The sequence below is a fragment of the Bradyrhizobium sp. CCGUVB14 genome (assembly GCF_024199935.1).
In the GTDB taxonomy this organism is placed as follows: Bacteria; Pseudomonadota; Alphaproteobacteria; order Rhizobiales; family Xanthobacteraceae; genus Bradyrhizobium.
On the sequence record NZ_JANADS010000001.1, the window covers coordinates 9,343,268 to 9,359,436 of the forward strand.

A 16,169-nucleotide genomic window follows, 5' to 3' on the forward strand; every position below is an offset into this window, starting at 1 on the left:
GCGCTCAGACCTTCTTGCGGGCGTGCAGGCCGAACAGGCCTTCGGGCTTCAGCAGCAGCACGGCCAGCAGCACGAGGTAGGGCGCGACATCTTTCCAACCCTCGGCCAGATAGAATCCGGCCATGCTCTCGATCACGCCGATCAGCACGCCGCCGACCACCGCGCCGGGGATCGAGCCGAAGCCGCCGAGCACCGCGGCCGGAAACGCCTTGAGGCCGAGCACAAGGCCGACATTGGAGTGGATGAAGGTGATCGGCGCCAGCAGCACGCCGGCGCAGGTCGCGACCGCAGCGCTGATGGCCCAGACGATCGACACTACGCGCTTGACCGGGATGCCCATGTAATAGGCCGCCAGCATGTTCTCGGAGCTGGCGCGCATCGCGGTGCCGAGCGTGGTCTTGTTGAAGAACAGCCAGAGCAGCGTGCAGAGGATGATCGTCGCAGCGATCACCGAGAGCTTGTCATGCGCGAGCACCAGCGAGCCGATGCGCAGCACGCCCTGGCTGAACGGCGTCTCGATCTTGAAATCATCGGTGCCCCAGATCATGCCGGCGACCGAGCGCAGGAAATAGCCGAGCCCAATGGTCGCCATGATGATTGAGAATTGCGGATAGCCGAGGATCGGCCGCACCACGATCCGCTCCGCCAGCATGCCGAACAGCGCCATCGCGGCCACCGCACCGGCAAAGCCGATCCAGTAGTTCAGGCCCATCATGCCGATGAAGGTGAAGGCGAAGAAGCCGCCCAGCATCATCAGGTCGCCCTGGGCGAAATTAACGACTTCGGTGGCCTTGTAGACGAGCACGAAGCCGAGTGCGATCAGGCCGTAGACACAGCCGAGCGCAACACCGCTGACCAGCTGCTGAACGAAATCCAGCATCGCCGCGTCCTCCCGATGCAACCAGCGGTTCTTGACGACCGCCTTGCCGCATCTTGTGTCCAGCCGCTACGCAGTCGTTTCGCCGCGTGAGCCGCCATTTGTCCCGTCACCAATTCAGCCTGAACGCCCCTGCCCTGTCAACAAACGGTGACTTGCTAGGGGGCCTTGCCTTTAGTCCAAGATGGATGCCGGAATTTGCGGCAGCGCGATTCACCGTGCCGAAACATCTTCGGGTCATGGTCGCGACCGATGCAAAACCGGATGGTGTGGCCGTCATGAAGCCGGACAGCTCGGCACTGGAAGTCCGAGGGTTAACGAAGCGTTTTGACCGTTTGGCGGTCGACAGCCTCGATCTCACCGTCCATGCCGGCGAATTCTATGCGCTGGTCGGCCCCAACGGGGCCGGCAAGACCACCACTTTGCGCATGGTTGCAGGCCTGCTGCGGCCCGACGACGGCGGCGTCTCGATCTTCGGCATCGATGCGCTCAAGAATCCGGTCGCGGCCAAGCAGGTGATGGCCTGGGTCTCCGACGAGCCCATGATCTATGACAAGCTCACCCCGCTCGAATATCTCGAATTCGTCGCCGGCCTCTGGGGCATCGCACCGTCCACCTCAAAGCCGGTCGCCGAGGAACTCCTGAGCTCGCTCGGGCTCGAGCCGCACCGGCACGAACGCTGCGAAGGTTTCTCCAAGGGCATGCGCCAGAAAGTGGCGCTCGCCGGCGCGCTGGTGCACGATCCCCGTCTCATCATCCTCGACGAGCCGCTGACGGGCCTCGACGCCGTCTCCGCCCGCCATGTGAAGGGCCTGTTGAGCGAGCGCGTCCAGGCCGGCTGCACCATCATCATGACCACGCATATTCTCGAGGTGGCGGAACGCATGGCCGACCGCATCGGTGTGATCGCCGCGGGCCGCCTGGTCGCCGAGGGCACGCTGACCGAGTTGCGCCAGCAGAACGGCCATGGCGACACCAGCCTGGAAGACCTCTTCATCGCGTTGGTGACGCTCCAGGAAGCTGCATGAGCTCCGCGACCGCCCTGTCGTGGTTTGCCCGCCACGAGCTTCGGCTCGCCTGGCGCGAATGGTTCGCCATGATGACGGGCGGCCGGCGCCGGCGCGCCCGCGCCGCCATGGTCGGCCTGCTGTTCTTCGCCGCGCTGCTGCATGTACCGGCCTGGGCTGTAATCGGCCGCTTCGCCAATCTGCAACTGCCGCTCGACAAATCCTCGCTGATCGTGATCTCGGCGACGATCTTTCTCGCCTGGACCTTGATGCTGTCGCAGGCGATCGAATCCGTGACGCGGGTATTTTACGCCCGCGCCGATCTCGACCTCATCATGTCGTCACCTGCGACACTGGCCAATCTGTTCTCGGTGCGTATCGCCGCGATCGCGCTCACCGTCACGGTGATGGCGCTGTTGTTCTCGACACCCTTCATCGACGTGCTGGTGATCGGTGGCGGTGCGCGGTGGCTCGCCGCCTTCGGCGTCGTCATCGCGATGGGCCTGTCGGCCGCGGCGATCGCGATTGCCGTCACCATCCTGCTGTTTCGCCTGATCGGCCCGGCGCGCACGCGCTTCGTGGCCCAGATCCTGGCTGCGATCATCGGCGCGGGCTTCGTCATCGCGCTCCAGGTCGCGGCGATCATCTCCTACGGCACGCTGTCGCGCTTCACCATCCTGACGTCAGGCACCCTCGCCGCCCACGCACCCGACGTCGACAGCATCTGGTGGTGGCCGGCGCGGGCGACCATGGGCGACAGCGAGGCGCTGCTGTTGCTCCTCGCACTCGGGCTGGTGCTGCTCGGATGCGTCATGGCGATCTTCTCGGGCCGCTTCGCCGATACCGCGATCGATGCCGCGGCCTACGGCACATCGAACCGCAAGCGCGCGAAGGACCGTCCGTTCCGCGGCGGATCGCGGCAGCAGGCGCTGCGGCGCAAGGAATTCGTGCTGCTCTGTCGCGATCCCTGGCTGATCTCGCAGACCCTGATGCAGCTGCTCTATCTGGTGCCGCCGGCGCTGTTGCTGTGGCGCAGCTTTGGCGACAGCTCTGCAGCGCTGACGCTGATCTCGCCCGTCATCGTGATGGCCGCGGGTCAACTCGCAGGCGGGCTCGCCTGGCTGACGATCTCCGGCGAGGACGCGCCCGATCTGGTCGCGACCGCGCCGCTGACGCCTGCGAGCGTCATCCGCGCCAAGATCGAGGTGGTGCTGATTGCGATCACCGTCATCTTCGGCCCGCTGGTGGTCGCGCTCGTTTTCGCCTCGCCATTCCAGGCTGCCGTCACGGCAGCGACGATCCTGATCAGCGCGGCCTCCGCCACCGCGATCCAGCTTTGGTTCCGCGTCCAGGCCCGGCGCAGCCAATTCCGCCGCCGCCAGACCTCGTCGCGGCTCGCCACCTTCGCCGAAGCTTTCTCCTCGATCGGCTGGGCCGCCACCGCCGCACTGCTGCTCACGCTCCCGACCGCCGGCATCGTCAGCGGCCTGATCACCGCGGGCCTGGTTGCGGTGACCTGGAAGTTCAGCCCGCGCAGGGAGTAAGGGTGCGACACTGACGCGCTGTTGATCGCGTCCTGTTGGCCACGCGCTGCATTGCACGCTAGACTTTCCCCTGGAAGTCATCGGGGACTGGATATGTGGCGACTAGCTTCAGCGGCGTTTGCGCTGTTCGGCGCGTATCTCTCACCTGCCCTCGCCCAGCAGCCACCTCAACGCAGCGAGTGCCTGGCGATGGCGAATGCTGCGCCCCGCGCCATGCCGGTCGCCTTCCGGCAGGCGGCCGCCGCGGCCGAGGTCGAGATCACCTATGCCGGTCACTCCACCTATTTCATCGACACCCCGGGCGGCGTGCGCATCGCGACCGATTACAGCGGCGCCTACCAGGTCGGCCGGCTGCCCGATGTCGTCACCATGAACAGGGCCCACAGCACGCACTATTCACTCAATCCCGACAGGCGCATTCCCCATGTGCTGCATGGCTGGGGCGAGGACGGCAAGCCCGCCATCGTGTCGGAACGCATCGGCGACACCTTCATCCGCAACGTCACGACTGATATCCGCCGCTACTTTGGTGATGATTCCGGCACGGACATGATCCGCGACGGCAACTCGATCTTCATCTTCGAGGTCGCGGGCCTCTGCATCGGGCATCTCGGCCATCTCCACCACAAGCTCGACGACAGTCATTTCGCCCAGATCGGACGGCTCGACATCGTGATGGTGCCGATCGACGGCACCTACACCATGTCGCTCGACGGTGTCTCGGAGATCACCAAGCGGCTGCGCGCCTCGGTGGTGTTGCCGATGCACCGCTTCGCCACCCCGCTCGACGAATTCATGCAGCGCATCGGCAAGCAGTTCGAGATCGACCGCCGCACAGAACGCACCTTGCGAATCTCGCGGGACACGCTGCCGACGACGCCAACGGTGATCATCCTCGACGGGGTCTGACGCGCAATTTTCTCCAAGTCGACCGCCGACCGGTCGTGCTGATCTCCTTGGCAACAGGAGATCGACATGACCGACTTTGCGAGATTGTTGCACGCGGACGGACCCAACCCCGAGCACGCGGCGGCGCTTGAGCTCTACGGCCGCTTCGTCGGCGACTGGGATGCCGGGATCACAGCCCACGGCGCTGATGGGACCCAACACACCGCGCCCGGCGAAATCCATTTCGGCTGGGTGCTGGAGGGGCGCGCCGTCCAGGACGTCTGGATCATCCCGCGTCCCGCGGGTGCCATGGCCTTCCCGATCGCCGGCAATTGGTACGGCACGACGCTTCGCGTTTACGATCCCTCCATTTCCGCATGGCGGATTTCCTGGTTCGATCCTGGGCGCTCGGTGTTCCGTCAGCAGATCGGCCGCCCGCGCGGCGAAGACATCGTGCAGGAAGGCGCGACCGAAGCCGGTGACCTCACGCGCTGGAGCTTCGTTGAAATCACGGATGATTCCTTTCACTGGCTCGGCGAAGTCAAACCCGCCACGACCGCCGATTGGCGGCTGGTGGTGGATGTGAGGGCGACGCGGCGCAAGAAATGACGCCACCGCTGCCGCGCTCGCGACGAGGGGCGCAGTTGCGCAAGGCGCGCTGCCGCATGCGAGGATGCGGTGCTAGGCTCCCACGACAAAAAACAGTGGGAGCGAAATTCGATGGCTGCAAGCGGTCTGCCCGCCAACACCAGTGGGCTATTCGTCGAACCGCGCGAGGATTGGCTCGCGCAATATCAGGAAGAGATCATCGATCCCGCGCGGCCGATCGTCGATCCGCATCATCATCTCTGGAATCGCGGCCATCGCTATCTAGTCGAGGAGATGGCTGCCGACATCGCCTCCGGCCACAACGTCATCGCCACCGTCTATGTCGACTGCCGCTCGATGTATCGTGCACATGGACCCGAGGCGTTCCGGCCCGTCGGCGAGGTCGAGTTCGCCAATGGCGTCGCCGCGATGAGCGCGAGCGGCGGTTACGGCAACGCCGCGATCTGCGCCGGTATCGTCAGCCACGCAAACCTGCTGCTCGGCGACGCCGCAAAGCCGGTGCTGGAAGCAGAGATCGCCGCCGGCAACGGCCGCTTCCGCGGCATCCGGCATTCGTCCGCCTGGGACCAGGACCCTGTCGTCGCCGGCATGTACGCGAACCGGCCGAAGGGACTGTTGCAGGATCAGAGCTTCCGCAAGGGCTTTGCCTGCCTTGCACCCCTGAACCTCAGCTTCGATGCCTGGCTGTTTCATCCGCAGATCGGCGAGCTGACCGAGCTGGCGCGCGCCTTCCCCGACACCCAGATCGTGCTCGACCATTGCGGCGGACCGGCCGGCGTCGTCCGCTTTGCCGGGCGACGCGAAGAAGTGTTTCCGCAGTGGCGCGCCTCGATCCAAGAGATCGCGAAATGCGAGAACGTGGTGGTGAAGCTCGGCGGGCTCGCGATGTGCCTGCTCGGCTACGACTTCCATCTGCGCGCCAAGCCGCCGTCATCCGAAGAACTGGCCTCGGCATGGAAGCCCTATGTGGAAACCTGCATCGAAGCGTTCGGGCCCAGGCGGGCGATGTTCGAAAGCAATTTCCCGCCGGACAAGGGCCAGTGCAGCTATCAGGTGATCTTCAACGCCTTCAAGCGCATCGCGGCCCCCTTGAGCGAGGCGGAGAAGACGGCGCTGTTCTCGCAAACCGCGACCGATGTCTACCGGCTTGAACTGCCGTCATGATGCGAAAGAGGGGCCGGGATGTTGGTCCCGCCCCCTCTTCCGTCGTGGCCGCTGGGAAGCGTCCTTTAAAGAGATAAAGAGACTAGCCGGCACCCATCAGGGTTGCGGGACGGCGCTCGCCGGGCGAGAGGAACATCCGCTTCAGCTTGTTGACGACGCGGACCATGAAGCCGATGACGGCCGGGTTGGTCTTGCGGCAGAAGGCGATCTTCTTGACGTGGCCCTCGACGTGCCATTTGGCGTGCGCGCCATCGCGGAAGAAGATGACATCGCCGACGCCGTAGCGCTTCGGCGGCATGCCGTCGCTTTCGAGCACGATCGACCCTTCCAGGATCATGATCGTCTCGTCGAAATCATAGTACCAGTTGAAGCGACCCTCGGTGCAGGACCAGATGATGGTCGAGGAGGTGCCGTCGGAGCTGGTCGACAGGATGTGCGAGCGCGAGACCGGGTTGCCCTCGATGATCCAGGCCGGCTCGATCGGCCGCAGCTCCAGATCCACGTTGCAACTGCCGATTTCAATCAATGCCCGCGACATCTGCTTCCCCAGGGGTACAATATGATTAACCGGGCTTAATCCCGGATTGTTTCGAAAGATGTTGGGAACGCTAGTAGCCGGTTTTTAATTCTTCCTTACGCAGGCCCCGACAATCAGCCGCAAGTTGCAGATGCGAAGCGGTTAACGTCGCGATTTCCCTGCAAATTCGCGCACATGAACCCATCTTTTCCGGGGTGCGACAAAGTGCGCGGAATGACCGAGAAGGAGCCCCATCGATGCCCCTGACCCCAGAGGTTCTGACAGCGAACGGCGAGGTCGTCGCCTGGCTCGGCAGCCTCGATGTCTCCTTCGCGCCGGACGAGGAGCCCTGGTTCACGATCGACGGCGTCGAAAGCCCCCGGCAGATCGGCAGTGACGGCTCAGGCGGCGCCTTCGTGCTGCTGCCGTCGCAGAATGTGCTCTACGTCTCATCGGAGGGGCGCGCCGGCGTCATCGCCGAGAGTTTCGAGGCGTTCATCCGGCTCGTCGTCGCCCGCCCCTATTGGCTCGACATCCTGAAATTTTCCGCCGGCGGCGATCTCCAGGAAATGCGGCGCGCCGCGGATGCGCTGGAGGCTCCGCTCGACGACGAGGACGACATCAACGAGGCGAGAGAGGAAATCCGTGAAAGCCTCGACCTGCCGGACGCGGACGATCCGGTCGGCGCGCTTTACGAAGCGGTCGCGGCTTCCGACGCCATCGTGCGGGCCACCGACGGCAGCCCGTTCACGACACTGTTCAACCGCTTCAGCATCGACAACAACCCGATGCTGCGCGAGGCGGCGGCGTGATCTGGTGAACTGAGGAAAGATCGTCGCCGCGAGCTTACCTCTCCCCGACGGGGAGAGGTCGGATTGCGTCTGGCGATGCGAAGCATCGTCCAGTGCAATCCGGGTGAGGGGCCGCGGCACCCAGCGAGACCAGACGCCCTCACCCGGATCGCATCTACGATGCGACCCGACCTCTCCCTACGGGAGAGGTGAAGAGCACCCGGGCGCGATTCGCGCCTTACTTCGCCCACTCGCCCTTGCGGAATACCGGCACCTTGCTGCCGTCGGCCAGAATGCCGTCGATGTCGGTCTCGGCCGAGCCGATCATCCAGTCGATATGGATCAGGCTCTGGTTGCCGCCCTGGGCTGCGATCTGCTGCGGCGTGAGCTGCGCGCCGTTGATGAAGCACTTCGAATAGCACTGGCCGAGCGCGATGTGGGATGCCGCATTCTCGTCGAACAGCGTATTGAAGAACAACAACCCACTCTGCGAGATCGGGGAGGAATGCGGCACCAGCGCCACTTCGCCGAGCCGGCGTGCGCCCTCGTCGGTGTCGAGCACCTTGTTCAGCACCTCCTCGCCGCGCGAGGCCTTGGCGTCGACGATCCTGCCGTCCTCGAAGCGCACCGCGATATTGTCGATCAGCGTGCCCTGGTAGGACAGCGGCTTCGAGCTCACGACATGGCCATAGACGCGCCGGCAGTGCGGCGTGGTGAAAACCTCTTCGGTCGGGATGTTGGCGTTGCAGCTGATGCCGTTCTTGGCGAGCGAGGCGCCGCCTTCCCATTCATGACCGTCGGCAAGCCCGATGGTGAGATCGGTGCCGGGCCCCGAATATTGCAGCGCGCGGAAACGCTGGCCGTTGAGCCAGTTGGTGCGCTCGCGCAGCACCGCATTGTGGCTCGCCCAATTGGCCGTGGCGTCCTCGCGATCGACGCGGGACGCGGCGAAGATCGCGTCCGCAAGCTTGCCGATCGCAACCTCTTCGGGATCGTCCGGAAACACCTGCTTCGCCCAGGACGGGCTCGGATAAGCGATGATGTTCCAGTTGGTGTCGAAATTGACGATCTTTTCCAGCGCCGGCTGATAGGCAATCGAATTGGCCTTGCTAGCGCGCGCGACCTTGGAAGCATCTTCGCCCGACAGCAGCATCGGATTGTCGCCGACGATGGCGAGACGCGCGGTGTTGTTCGAGAACGCCGTCGCCATGCCCTCGTAGAGCCAGTTGGCGGCGCGATCAAAGCTGTTGTCGTGGCCATGGCGATAGCGCGCCAGCGTCATCTCTTCGTCGGAGAGGATCGGCGTCACGATGCCGGCGCCCGCCTTGTAGGCGTGAACGGCGATGCGCCGCACCAGCGGCAGCGCGATCGCCGGCGCCGTCAGAAGCAGATCCTGCCCCGGCCGCAAGCCCAGTCCCACCTTCACCGCGACCTCGGCCAGCCGGTCGAGTTTCACGGGATCGATGGAAGTGGCGGAATTGCGTTGATCGGTCATGCGGGGTCCTCTGCGGGAATCTCTCGTTCAATCTAAGTCTAGCATCACGGGACACAAGTGTGCGAGCGCCTTGCGAGACCTGAAAGATACGGAGTTTTACGCAGTTTGGTTTTCAACGCGTTGCCGATTTCAGCACCCGATCGACCATTTCAGGCGCAAGGCCGAGGTAATTTTTCGGTGAAGTCAGAGCCTCGATGGTTGCGCGATCGATTTGGGTCCCGACGCGCGGATCGGCGGACAGCGCATCGGCAAGGCCGATGCCCTTTTCGTTGGCGAGCCGGCAGGCGTCGTAGACCACGTCGTGCGCATCCTGCCGCCCCATCTGCGGCGCCAGCCCCATCATGACCGCTTCGGCCACAATCAGACCCCGACTAAGGGCGAGGTTGTCGTTCATCTTCGCCTCGTCCACGATGAGGCCGGCGAGCGCGAACTTCGCCTGATGAAGCGCGCCGGCGGTCAGCACGAAGCTCTCGGGGATCGCCATCCATTCTGCGTGCCACGGACCGGTGGCGCGCTCGAAATCCTGCACCATGGCATCGAGCATCAGTCCGGCCTGCTGGCGCACCGCCTTGCTTGCCGCGAGCATCAGCTCCGAGGAGATCGGGTTGCGCTTCTGCGGCATGGTCGAGGAGGCGCCGCGCCCCTTGACGAACGGCTCGTAGACCTCGGCGAATTCGGTCGAAGCCATGATCATGATGTCGAGCGCGATCTTGCCGAGCGAGCCGGTGACCAGCGCGAGAAAATTCACGGCTTCCGCGAAACCGTCGCGTGCGACGTGCCAGGTCGAGACGGGAACGCCGAGCTTCAACTCGGCGCATAGCGCCTCCTGCACCTCAAACCCCTTGTCGCCCAGCGAGGCCAGCGTGCCGGCGGCGCCGGCGAACTGCCCGACGATAACCCGCGGCTTCAATTGCTCGAGACGCTCGGCGTGGCGGTCGAACATCGCGAGCCAGATCGCCGTCTTGTAGCCGAAGGTCACCGGCAGCGCCTGCTGAAGATGGGTGCGGCCCGCCATCGGCGTGTCGCGATGACGCTGCGAGAGGCCGGCGAGAATTTTTCGCAGCTCGGCGATATCGCGTTCGACGATCTCGAATGCGGCACGCAACTGAAGGACCACGGCGGTGTCCATGATGTCCTGCGTGGTCGCCCCCCAATGCACGTAGCGGCCGGCCTCGCCGCACTGCTTCACCATCTGGTGCACCAAAGGGAGGATCGGATAGCCGACGATGTCGGTCTCCTGCCGCAACAGATCGAAATCAAACGCTGTGACATCGGTCCGCGCCGCGATCTGGTCAGCGGCTTCCTGCGGGATCACACCGCATCGCGCCTCCGCCTTCGCCAGCGCCACTTCGACCTCGGCATAGCGCGCCACCAGCGCGACATCGGAAAACACCTCGCGCATCGCAGGCGTGCCGAAGGCATTGCGAAACAGTATGGAGTCGAGCACGGTGGTCGAGGCGGGAAAAGCGGGCATGAGCGTTTCTTTGCGGCTGTTGTGACGTGTGGGATATAGCTTACGCGGGCGGTGGTGTTCGGCAATGGACATTCATCGTTCGTCACATATTCGATGCGCGAACGATGGCTTCGCCGTCGCGCTACAGAACCTCAGCTCCGTCATCCTGAGGTGCGAGGCGCGCGATGCGAAGCAGCGTGCGCAGAGCCTCGAAGGATGCACGGCCGCGATACAGCCGGGCCGTCTATCCTTCGAGGCCTCCGCTACGCTTCGGCGCCTCCAGCGACAATGGCGTAGCCATTGCGCGGGGATGACGGTGATAAATTCCTGTCCAAATTTTAATTCAGCGCGCTGCTCTCGCTGCACTATCACTTGTTGCGCGGCGCGAGAGCCGCCGCATGGCGAGGAGAGCACAATGTTGAAATCGTTTCGCTTCGTTGCTGGCGGTTGTCTGCTGGCGAGCCTGTCGGCCGCGACATCGACCGCGGCGTCGGCGGCGCCGATCGGACAGCCGCTTGCGATGACGCAGGCTGCGCCCGATCAGGTCGAACACGTGCGCTGGTACGGGCATCGCGGCTGGGGCTGGGGCGGCGGCGCGTTCGTCGGCGGGCTCGCGGCCGGCGCGATCATCGGCGGCGCAGTCGCGGCACCTTACTATTACGGATCACCTTATTATTACGGGCCGGGCTATGGGCCGCCGCCCGCCGGCTATGGACCACCGCCCGAGGGCGACGTGCAGTACTGCATGCAGCGCTACAAATCCTACAATCCGAATACGGGCATGTATCTGGGCAACGACGGCAGGCGCCATCCCTGCCCGTGACGATCAATGCGGCGGCATCCGGGTATCGCCCGGACGCCGCGACAATCTGACCAAAGCCGCAACATTCTAATTCGAGTTGTATTCCTCCGCGCAATTCACATGGCAGCCATCCGGCGGCTGCAATGAACCCGGCCGACCTTACGGCGGACTTACAGACTTCACGGCGAAATCCATTTTGATTTCATCATTTGCCTGAAGTCATTGTGAGGCCCGAGTTTCCGACGTGCAGTTTCTGTTCCGGGACCACCTTCTCGATACCGACTTGCGCGAGCTGAGCCGCGAGCAGGTTCCCGTGTCCGTGGAACCGCAGGTTTTCGACCTCGTCGTCCATCTCATGGAAAACCGCGACCGGGTCGTCAGCAAGGACGAGCTGATCGACAAGATCTGGCACGGCCGCAGCGTCTCCGAATCGACCCTGACCAGCCGGATCAATGCCGCGCGCAAGGCGATCGGCGACAGCGGCGCGAACCAGACCTTGATCCGCACGATCGCGCGAAAAGGCTTTCGTTTCGTCGGCAATGTCGAGACCAAGTCCGGGGCGGCGACGATGGAACCGCGCCGCAGCGTCACAACGTCGCACGCGACGCCTGCGCCGCCCGACCGCCCCGCGATCGCCGTGCTGCCCTTCACCAATATGAGTGGCGACCGCGAGCAGGATTATTTCTCCGACGGCATCAGCGAAGACATCATCACCGCTTTGTCGAAGCTGCGCTGGTTCTTCGTCGTCGCCCGGAACTCCTCCTTCGTCTACAAGGGCCGCGCCGTGCATCTCCACGAGATCGCGCGCGAGCTCGGCGTACGCTACGTGCTCGAGGGCAGCGTGCGGCGAAGCGGCGATCGCGTGCGCATCTCGGCCCAGCTCAACGATGTCTCGACCGGCGGCCATCTCTGGGCCGAGCGCTACGACCGCGAGCTTGCCGACATCTTTGCCGTGCAGGACGAGATCACCGAAGCCATCGTCGCCGCGATCGAGCCGCAGCTCTACGCCGCCGAGAACTTTCGTGCCCAGCAGAAGCCGCCGGGCAGTCTCGATGCCTGGGACTTCGTGATGCGCGCGCTGTCGCATTACTGGCACATCACGCGCGAGGACAATGCATCGGCGCAGGCGCTGCTGGAGCAGGCGATCGCCATCGACCCCGCCTATGGCAAGGCGCTGGGCCTGCTCGCCACCAGCCACATTTTTGGTGCGCATATGGGTTGGGCCGATATGGCTGCGACTGTCCCGGTGGCCGAACGCGCGGCGCTTGCCGCGGTGGAGGCCGATCGCGACGACGCCTGGGCCCATCACGGCCTGGCCTATACCTATCTGTTCCGCCGCCGTTTCGACGACGCGCTGGCGGAGTTCGAGCTGGCCTTGAAGCTCAATCCGAATTTCGCGATGGCGCACGCCTTCTACGGCGTCACGCTGTGCTACGCGGGACGATGGCAGGACGGCGATGCGGCTGCACGCCGCGCGCTGCAGCTCAGCCCGCGCGATCCGCTCGCGGCGATCTATTGCGGCGTTGCCGGCTACGCCCAGTTCATCGGGCGCAATTACGAGGACGCCATGCATATGGCGCGCGAATCGATGCGACAGCGCGCCGATTTCGTCGGTGCGCATCGCGTGCTCACGGCGGCCGCCGGCATGTCCGGCGATCCCGCACTTGCCGCCGCCGCACTGGAAGGTTTGCGGCGCACCCAGCCCGGCATCTCGCTGGCCTGGATCACGCAGGAGCTGCCGATGCTGCGCGAAGAGGACCGCGCGCATTATCTCGAAGGATTTCGGCGCGCGGGAATGAGGTAACGCCGCAGTGTTCGCTTACCCTCCCCTGGAGGGGTCCGAGACGAGCGTAGCTCGCTCGTGGGTCGGCTCACATGGAGCGCAGCGGAATGTGAGACGGGGTGGGGTGACGGTCTCTCCGCAACCGACATTGCCCGAATGGAGAGATCACCCCACCCCGCTCGCGCTTCGCGCGATCGACCCTCCCCCTCCAGGGGAGGGTGGGAAAACCGTCTACTCCTGCATCATCTCGCCGCTGCCGCCGAACTCGGCGGGAAAATCCTTCAGCTTGGGCAGGCCGTCGCGCATCGGCAGCACCGTTTCGGAATAATTGACGTGGACGCCAGGCGTGAAGGCGAGCGTCGGGATCGTGGCGGTGAAGACGTCGATCAGATCGAGCGGCGGGTGATTGGTCATGAGATGACCGCCGCACTTCCCGCAATATTTGCGCTGGCTGAGCGGCGTCTTGACGAAGGTCTCGACGTTCTGCGCGCCTTCGGTGATGCGCACGGCTTCCGGCTTCCACAGGCTGAAAGCGTTGACCGGTCCACCCGACCACGACCGGCAGGAGCGGCAATGGCAATAGCCCATCGCCGCCGGTTCGCCCGTGACCTCGATCGTGACCGCGCCGCAGAAGCAGTGTCCGACATGTTTCATCTTGATCGTCTCCTGAGATGGAAATTGGGATTGAAATCCTTGAGTTGCAAATGAAGTTCCGTCGCGCGTCCTCCGATTGGCGGACGCGCGACGAAGCGCGCGGCGGCTAGACTGACCGGCGCCAGGGAATAAGCATCGACACCCGTTGTTTGTACTGCCGGTATTCGTCGCCGAAGAGATCGATGAGATCGTGCTCCTCCAGCGCGATGCCGACGAAGATGTAGGCCGTGGTCACGGCCGCAAACAGCAGATGGCCGGCGGTCATGGTCGGAGCCGCCCAGAAGGCGATGATGAAGCCGAGATAGATCGGATGACGGACGAATTTGTAGAGCAACGGCGTCTTGAATCGCGGCGGCGCAGCCTCCTTGCCGACGAGATGGTTGGTCACCTGATTCAATCCGAACAATTCGAAGTGATTGATGATGAAGGTCGAGGTGAACACCAGCACCCAGCCCGCGAAGGACAGCGTGACCAGCGTCACGGCAAGATCCGGATTGGTGACGTCCCATATGACCGCAGGCAACGGACGCCACTGCCAGAACAGGAGAAGCAATGACAGGCTCGCGAACAGCACGTAGGTCGAGCGCTCGACCGGCTTGGGGACGAATTGCGTCCACCATGCCTTGAAGCGCTGCCGCGCCATCACGCTGTGTTGAACGGCGAACAGCGTCATCAGCAACAGATTGATGATCACGGCTTCGACCGTCGGCGTGTCGGGCCCGGTGTCGATGGTTTTCGGCACCACCAGCCCCATCACAAAGCCGATCGCGTAGACAATCGTAACGAAAAAAACGAGATACGCCGCAATTCCGTAAAGAAAGGCGATGAACTTGAAAAAGCGTGAGCCCGCAATCTCCGGGCTAATGGAATGCACCTGATGATCGAGTTGGGTCATAGAAAGCTCCGTTGTGCCGAGGCATCGGCACTGTTTGGTCTCTGCACCATGCCGGACCGGACGGCGGAAGACTTTCGCGGACGGTTGATTTTCGCCTGAGACGACTTTGATTTTTGCTTGAGACGACAGAAACGTGCGATTTCTCTTTGAAAACAATGTGCTCGATGGCGACCTGCGCGAACTGACCTGCGCCGGGACGACCGTGCCGCTGCAGCCGCAGGTGTTCGATCTGCTGCTTTACCTCGTCGCGGAACGCGCCCGCGTCGTCACCAAGGACGATCTGATCAGCCAGATCTGGAGCGACCGGATCGTCTCGGATTCGGCGCTGAACAGCCGGATCAACGCCGCGCGCAAGGCACTCGGCGACGACGGCGCGACGCAGCGGCTGATCAAGACGATTCCGCGCAAGGGCTTTCGTTTCGTCGGCGACGTCCGGGAAGAAGCGGCAGCAAAGCCTGCGCCGGTCGAGGCCGCGCCGGGTTCCCCGCGGGTGGCGTCCGACCGTCCGGGCATCGCGGTGCTCGCCTTCGAGAACATGAGCGGCGATCCCTCCCAGGAGTATTTCGGCGACGGGATCAGCGAGGACATCCTGACCGCGCTGTCGAAGCAGCGCTGGTTCATCGTGATCGCCCGCAACTCGTCCTTCACCTACAAGGGGCGCGCGGTCCACCTCAGGCAGATCGCCGAGGAGCTGGGCGTCCGCTACATCGTCGAAGGCAGCGTGCGCAAGGTGGATAACCGCGTGCGGATCACCGCGCAGCTCAACGACGCCACCACCGGCGGCCATCTCTGGGCCGAGCGCTACGACCGCGAGCTGGTCGACGTCTTCGCCGTGCAGGACGAGATCACCGAGCGAATCGTCGCGGCGATCGAGCCGCAGATCCATGCCGCGGAGAATTTTCGCACGCATCGCAAGCCGCCATCGAGCCTGGATGCCTGGGACCTGCTGATGCAGGCGCTGTCGCATTACTGGCGGATCACGCCGCAAGACCACGCCGCGGCGCAGAAGCTGCTCGAGCGCGCGATCGCGATCGATCCGGATTACGGCCAGGCGCTGGCGGTCCTCGCGGCAAGCCACATGTTCGGCGTGCATCTGGGCTGGGCCGAGCTCGCCACGACGGCACCGATCGCGGAGAACGCCGCGCTGGCCGCGATGCGCTGCGACCATGAGAATGCCTGGGCTCATGCCGCCCTCGGCAGCGTCTGTTTCTCGACGAGCCGGCTTGCGGATGCACTGTCCGAGTTCGAGCAGGCGCTCGCGCTCAATCCGAACTTCTCGCTGGCGCAGGGCTATTACGCGCTGGCCCTATCCTATGCCGGACGCCCCGGCGATTCGTTCGAGGCGGCGCAAAAGGCGATCAGGCTATCGCCGCGCGATCCGTCGCTGGCGATCTATTACGGCATCGCCGGCTATGCGCGCTTCACCGAGCGGCAGTATGACGAGGCCATCGCGCTGGCGCGCGAGGCGATCCGCCATCGCGGCGATCTCACCGGCGCCTATCGCGTGCTCGCCGTCTCCGCCGGCATGACCGGAGACGGCGCGCTCGCGGACATGGCGCTGGGCGAGCTTCGCCGCACCCAGCCCAATATCTCGCTGGACTGGATCGCAACGCAGCTGCCGTGGGCCAATGACGCGGACCGCGAGCACTATCTGGAAGGATTTCGGCGCGCAGGGCTGCAGTAATCCAGC

Annotated in this window: 16 protein-coding genes; 9 read left to right on the top strand and 7 right to left on the bottom strand. The window is 64.3% G+C overall.

Features of this window, described 5'->3' with window-relative positions; all coding sequences use genetic code 11:
* Positions 1-4 precede the first annotated feature (4 nt).
* Entirely contained in the window at positions 5-880 is an 876-nt protein-coding gene (locus NLM32_RS43730) for a branched-chain amino acid ABC transporter permease (protein WP_254134817.1), read from the bottom strand.
* A gap of 275 nt (positions 881-1,155) precedes the next feature.
* On the opposite strand from NLM32_RS43730, the gene NLM32_RS43735 reads away from it, so the two are divergent.
* Together NLM32_RS43735 and NLM32_RS43740 are read left to right on the top strand one after the other, a co-directional pair.
* Complete coding sequence (locus NLM32_RS43735; RefSeq protein ID WP_254135555.1) at positions 1,156-1,905, top strand: ABC transporter ATP-binding protein; 750 nt, start codon at positions 1,156-1,158, stop codon at positions 1,903-1,905.
* Positions 1,902-3,428 (top strand): permease, encoded by a 1,527-nt coding sequence (locus NLM32_RS43740; protein WP_254134818.1) that lies wholly within the window; start codon positions 1,902-1,904, stop codon positions 3,426-3,428. The genes NLM32_RS43735 and NLM32_RS43740 overlap by 4 nt, the downstream gene beginning before the upstream one ends.
* A gap of 58 nt (positions 3,429-3,486) precedes the next feature.
* Here the strand turns inward: NLM32_RS43740 and NLM32_RS46475 are convergent, their stop codons facing one another.
* On the bottom strand, positions 3,487-3,594 hold the full coding sequence (locus NLM32_RS46475; RefSeq protein WP_375143618.1) for a hypothetical protein: 108 nt from the start codon (positions 3,592-3,594) through the stop codon (positions 3,487-3,489).
* On the opposite strand from NLM32_RS46475, the gene NLM32_RS43745 reads away from it, so the two are divergent.
* The 3 genes from NLM32_RS43745 (at position 3,552) to NLM32_RS43755 (ending at position 6,089) form a co-directional block, all read left to right on the top strand.
* Entirely contained in the window at positions 3,552-4,337 is a 786-nt protein-coding gene (locus NLM32_RS43745; RefSeq protein ID WP_375143662.1) for an MBL fold metallo-hydrolase, read from the top strand. The two genes, NLM32_RS46475 and NLM32_RS43745, sit on opposite strands and share 43 nt — an antisense overlap.
* A 66-nt stretch (positions 4,338-4,403) precedes the next feature.
* Positions 4,404-4,925, top strand: a complete 522-nt coding sequence (locus tag NLM32_RS43750; protein WP_254134820.1) for a hypothetical protein — start codon at positions 4,404-4,406, stop codon at positions 4,923-4,925.
* Between the two features lie 111 nt (positions 4,926-5,036).
* On the top strand, positions 5,037-6,089 hold the full coding sequence (locus NLM32_RS43755; RefSeq protein WP_254134821.1) for an amidohydrolase: 1,053 nt from the start codon (positions 5,037-5,039) through the stop codon (positions 6,087-6,089).
* An 82-nt stretch (positions 6,090-6,171) separates the two neighbouring features.
* On the opposite strand, the gene NLM32_RS43760 is transcribed toward NLM32_RS43755, so the two are convergent.
* A complete protein-coding gene (locus NLM32_RS43760) occupies positions 6,172-6,627 on the bottom strand; it encodes a cupin domain-containing protein (protein ID WP_254134822.1) in 456 nt (151 codons plus the stop codon).
* A 236-nt stretch (positions 6,628-6,863) separates the two neighbouring features.
* Between NLM32_RS43760 and NLM32_RS43765 the strand changes: the two genes are divergently transcribed.
* Positions 6,864-7,418, top strand: coding sequence for a hypothetical protein (locus NLM32_RS43765; protein WP_254134823.1), 555 nt, complete (start codon positions 6,864-6,866; stop codon positions 7,416-7,418).
* 217 nt (positions 7,419-7,635) lie between these two features.
* Here the strand turns inward: NLM32_RS43765 and NLM32_RS43770 are convergent, their stop codons facing one another.
* Positions 7,636-8,892 carry an aminopeptidase gene (locus NLM32_RS43770; RefSeq protein ID WP_254134824.1) on the bottom strand — a complete coding sequence of 419 codons (1,257 nt, stop codon included), beginning with the start codon at positions 8,890-8,892 and terminating at the stop codon, positions 7,636-7,638.
* A gap of 112 nt (positions 8,893-9,004) precedes the next feature.
* The gene (gene pcaB / locus NLM32_RS43775; protein ID WP_254134825.1) at positions 9,005-10,366 is read right to left on the bottom strand and encodes a 3-carboxy-cis,cis-muconate cycloisomerase; all 1,362 of its coding nucleotides are present in this window, start codon (positions 10,364-10,366) and stop codon (positions 9,005-9,007) included.
* A 394-nt stretch (positions 10,367-10,760) separates the two neighbouring features.
* Here pcaB and NLM32_RS43780 point away from each other — a divergent pair, with 394 nt between their 5' ends.
* Complete coding sequence (locus NLM32_RS43780; protein WP_254134826.1) at positions 10,761-11,168, top strand: BA14K family protein; 408 nt, start codon at positions 10,761-10,763, stop codon at positions 11,166-11,168.
* Between the two features lie 223 nt (positions 11,169-11,391).
* On the top strand, positions 11,392-12,951 hold the full coding sequence (locus NLM32_RS43785; protein ID WP_254134827.1) for a winged helix-turn-helix domain-containing protein: 1,560 nt from the start codon (positions 11,392-11,394) through the stop codon (positions 12,949-12,951).
* A 210-nt stretch (positions 12,952-13,161) separates the two neighbouring features.
* On the opposite strand, the gene NLM32_RS43790 is transcribed toward NLM32_RS43785, so the two are convergent.
* Both NLM32_RS43790 and mddA read right to left on the bottom strand, forming a co-directional pair.
* A complete protein-coding gene (locus NLM32_RS43790) occupies positions 13,162-13,584 on the bottom strand; it encodes a GFA family protein (protein WP_254134828.1) in 423 nt (140 codons plus the stop codon).
* 106 nt (positions 13,585-13,690) lie between these two features.
* Entirely contained in the window at positions 13,691-14,479 is a 789-nt protein-coding gene (mddA, locus tag NLM32_RS43795) for a methanethiol S-methyltransferase (protein WP_254134829.1), read from the bottom strand.
* Positions 14,480-14,612: 133 nt separating this feature from the next.
* Between mddA and NLM32_RS43800 the strand changes: the two genes are divergently transcribed.
* Positions 14,613-16,163, top strand: a complete 1,551-nt coding sequence (locus NLM32_RS43800; RefSeq protein ID WP_254134830.1) for a winged helix-turn-helix domain-containing protein — start codon at positions 14,613-14,615, stop codon at positions 16,161-16,163.
* Positions 16,164-16,169 lie beyond the last annotated feature (6 nt).

Excerpts from the sequence above, each read along its gene's own strand:
- NLM32_RS43765 (WP_254134823.1), top strand. The coding sequence starts at position 6,864 with ATGCCCCTGACCCCAGAGGTTCTGACAGCGAACGGCGAGGTCGTCGCC.
- NLM32_RS43755 (WP_254134821.1), top strand. The coding sequence starts at position 5,037 with ATGGCTGCAAGCGGTCTGCCCGCCAACACCAGTGGGCTATTCGTCGAA.
- NLM32_RS43730 (WP_254134817.1), bottom strand. The coding sequence starts at position 880 with ATGCTGGATTTCGTTCAGCAGCTGGTCAGCGGTGTTGCGCTCGGCTGT.
- NLM32_RS43750 (WP_254134820.1), top strand. The coding sequence starts at position 4,404 with ATGACCGACTTTGCGAGATTGTTGCACGCGGACGGACCCAACCCCGAG.
- NLM32_RS43760 (WP_254134822.1), bottom strand. The coding sequence starts at position 6,627 with ATGTCGCGGGCATTGATTGAAATCGGCAGTTGCAACGTGGATCTGGAG.
- NLM32_RS43770 (WP_254134824.1), bottom strand. The coding sequence starts at position 8,892 with ATGACCGATCAACGCAATTCCGCCACTTCCATCGATCCCGTGAAACTC.
- NLM32_RS43735 (WP_254135555.1), top strand. The coding sequence starts at position 1,156 with ATGAAGCCGGACAGCTCGGCACTGGAAGTCCGAGGGTTAACGAAGCGT.
- mddA (WP_254134829.1), bottom strand. The coding sequence starts at position 14,479 with ATGACCCAACTCGATCATCAGGTGCATTCCATTAGCCCGGAGATTGCG.
- NLM32_RS43790 (WP_254134828.1), bottom strand. The coding sequence starts at position 13,584 with ATGAAACATGTCGGACACTGCTTCTGCGGCGCGGTCACGATCGAGGTC.
- NLM32_RS43740 (WP_254134818.1), top strand. The coding sequence starts at position 1,902 with ATGAGCTCCGCGACCGCCCTGTCGTGGTTTGCCCGCCACGAGCTTCGG.
- pcaB (WP_254134825.1), bottom strand. The coding sequence starts at position 10,366 with ATGCCCGCTTTTCCCGCCTCGACCACCGTGCTCGACTCCATACTGTTT.
- NLM32_RS43780 (WP_254134826.1), top strand. The coding sequence starts at position 10,761 with ATGTTGAAATCGTTTCGCTTCGTTGCTGGCGGTTGTCTGCTGGCGAGC.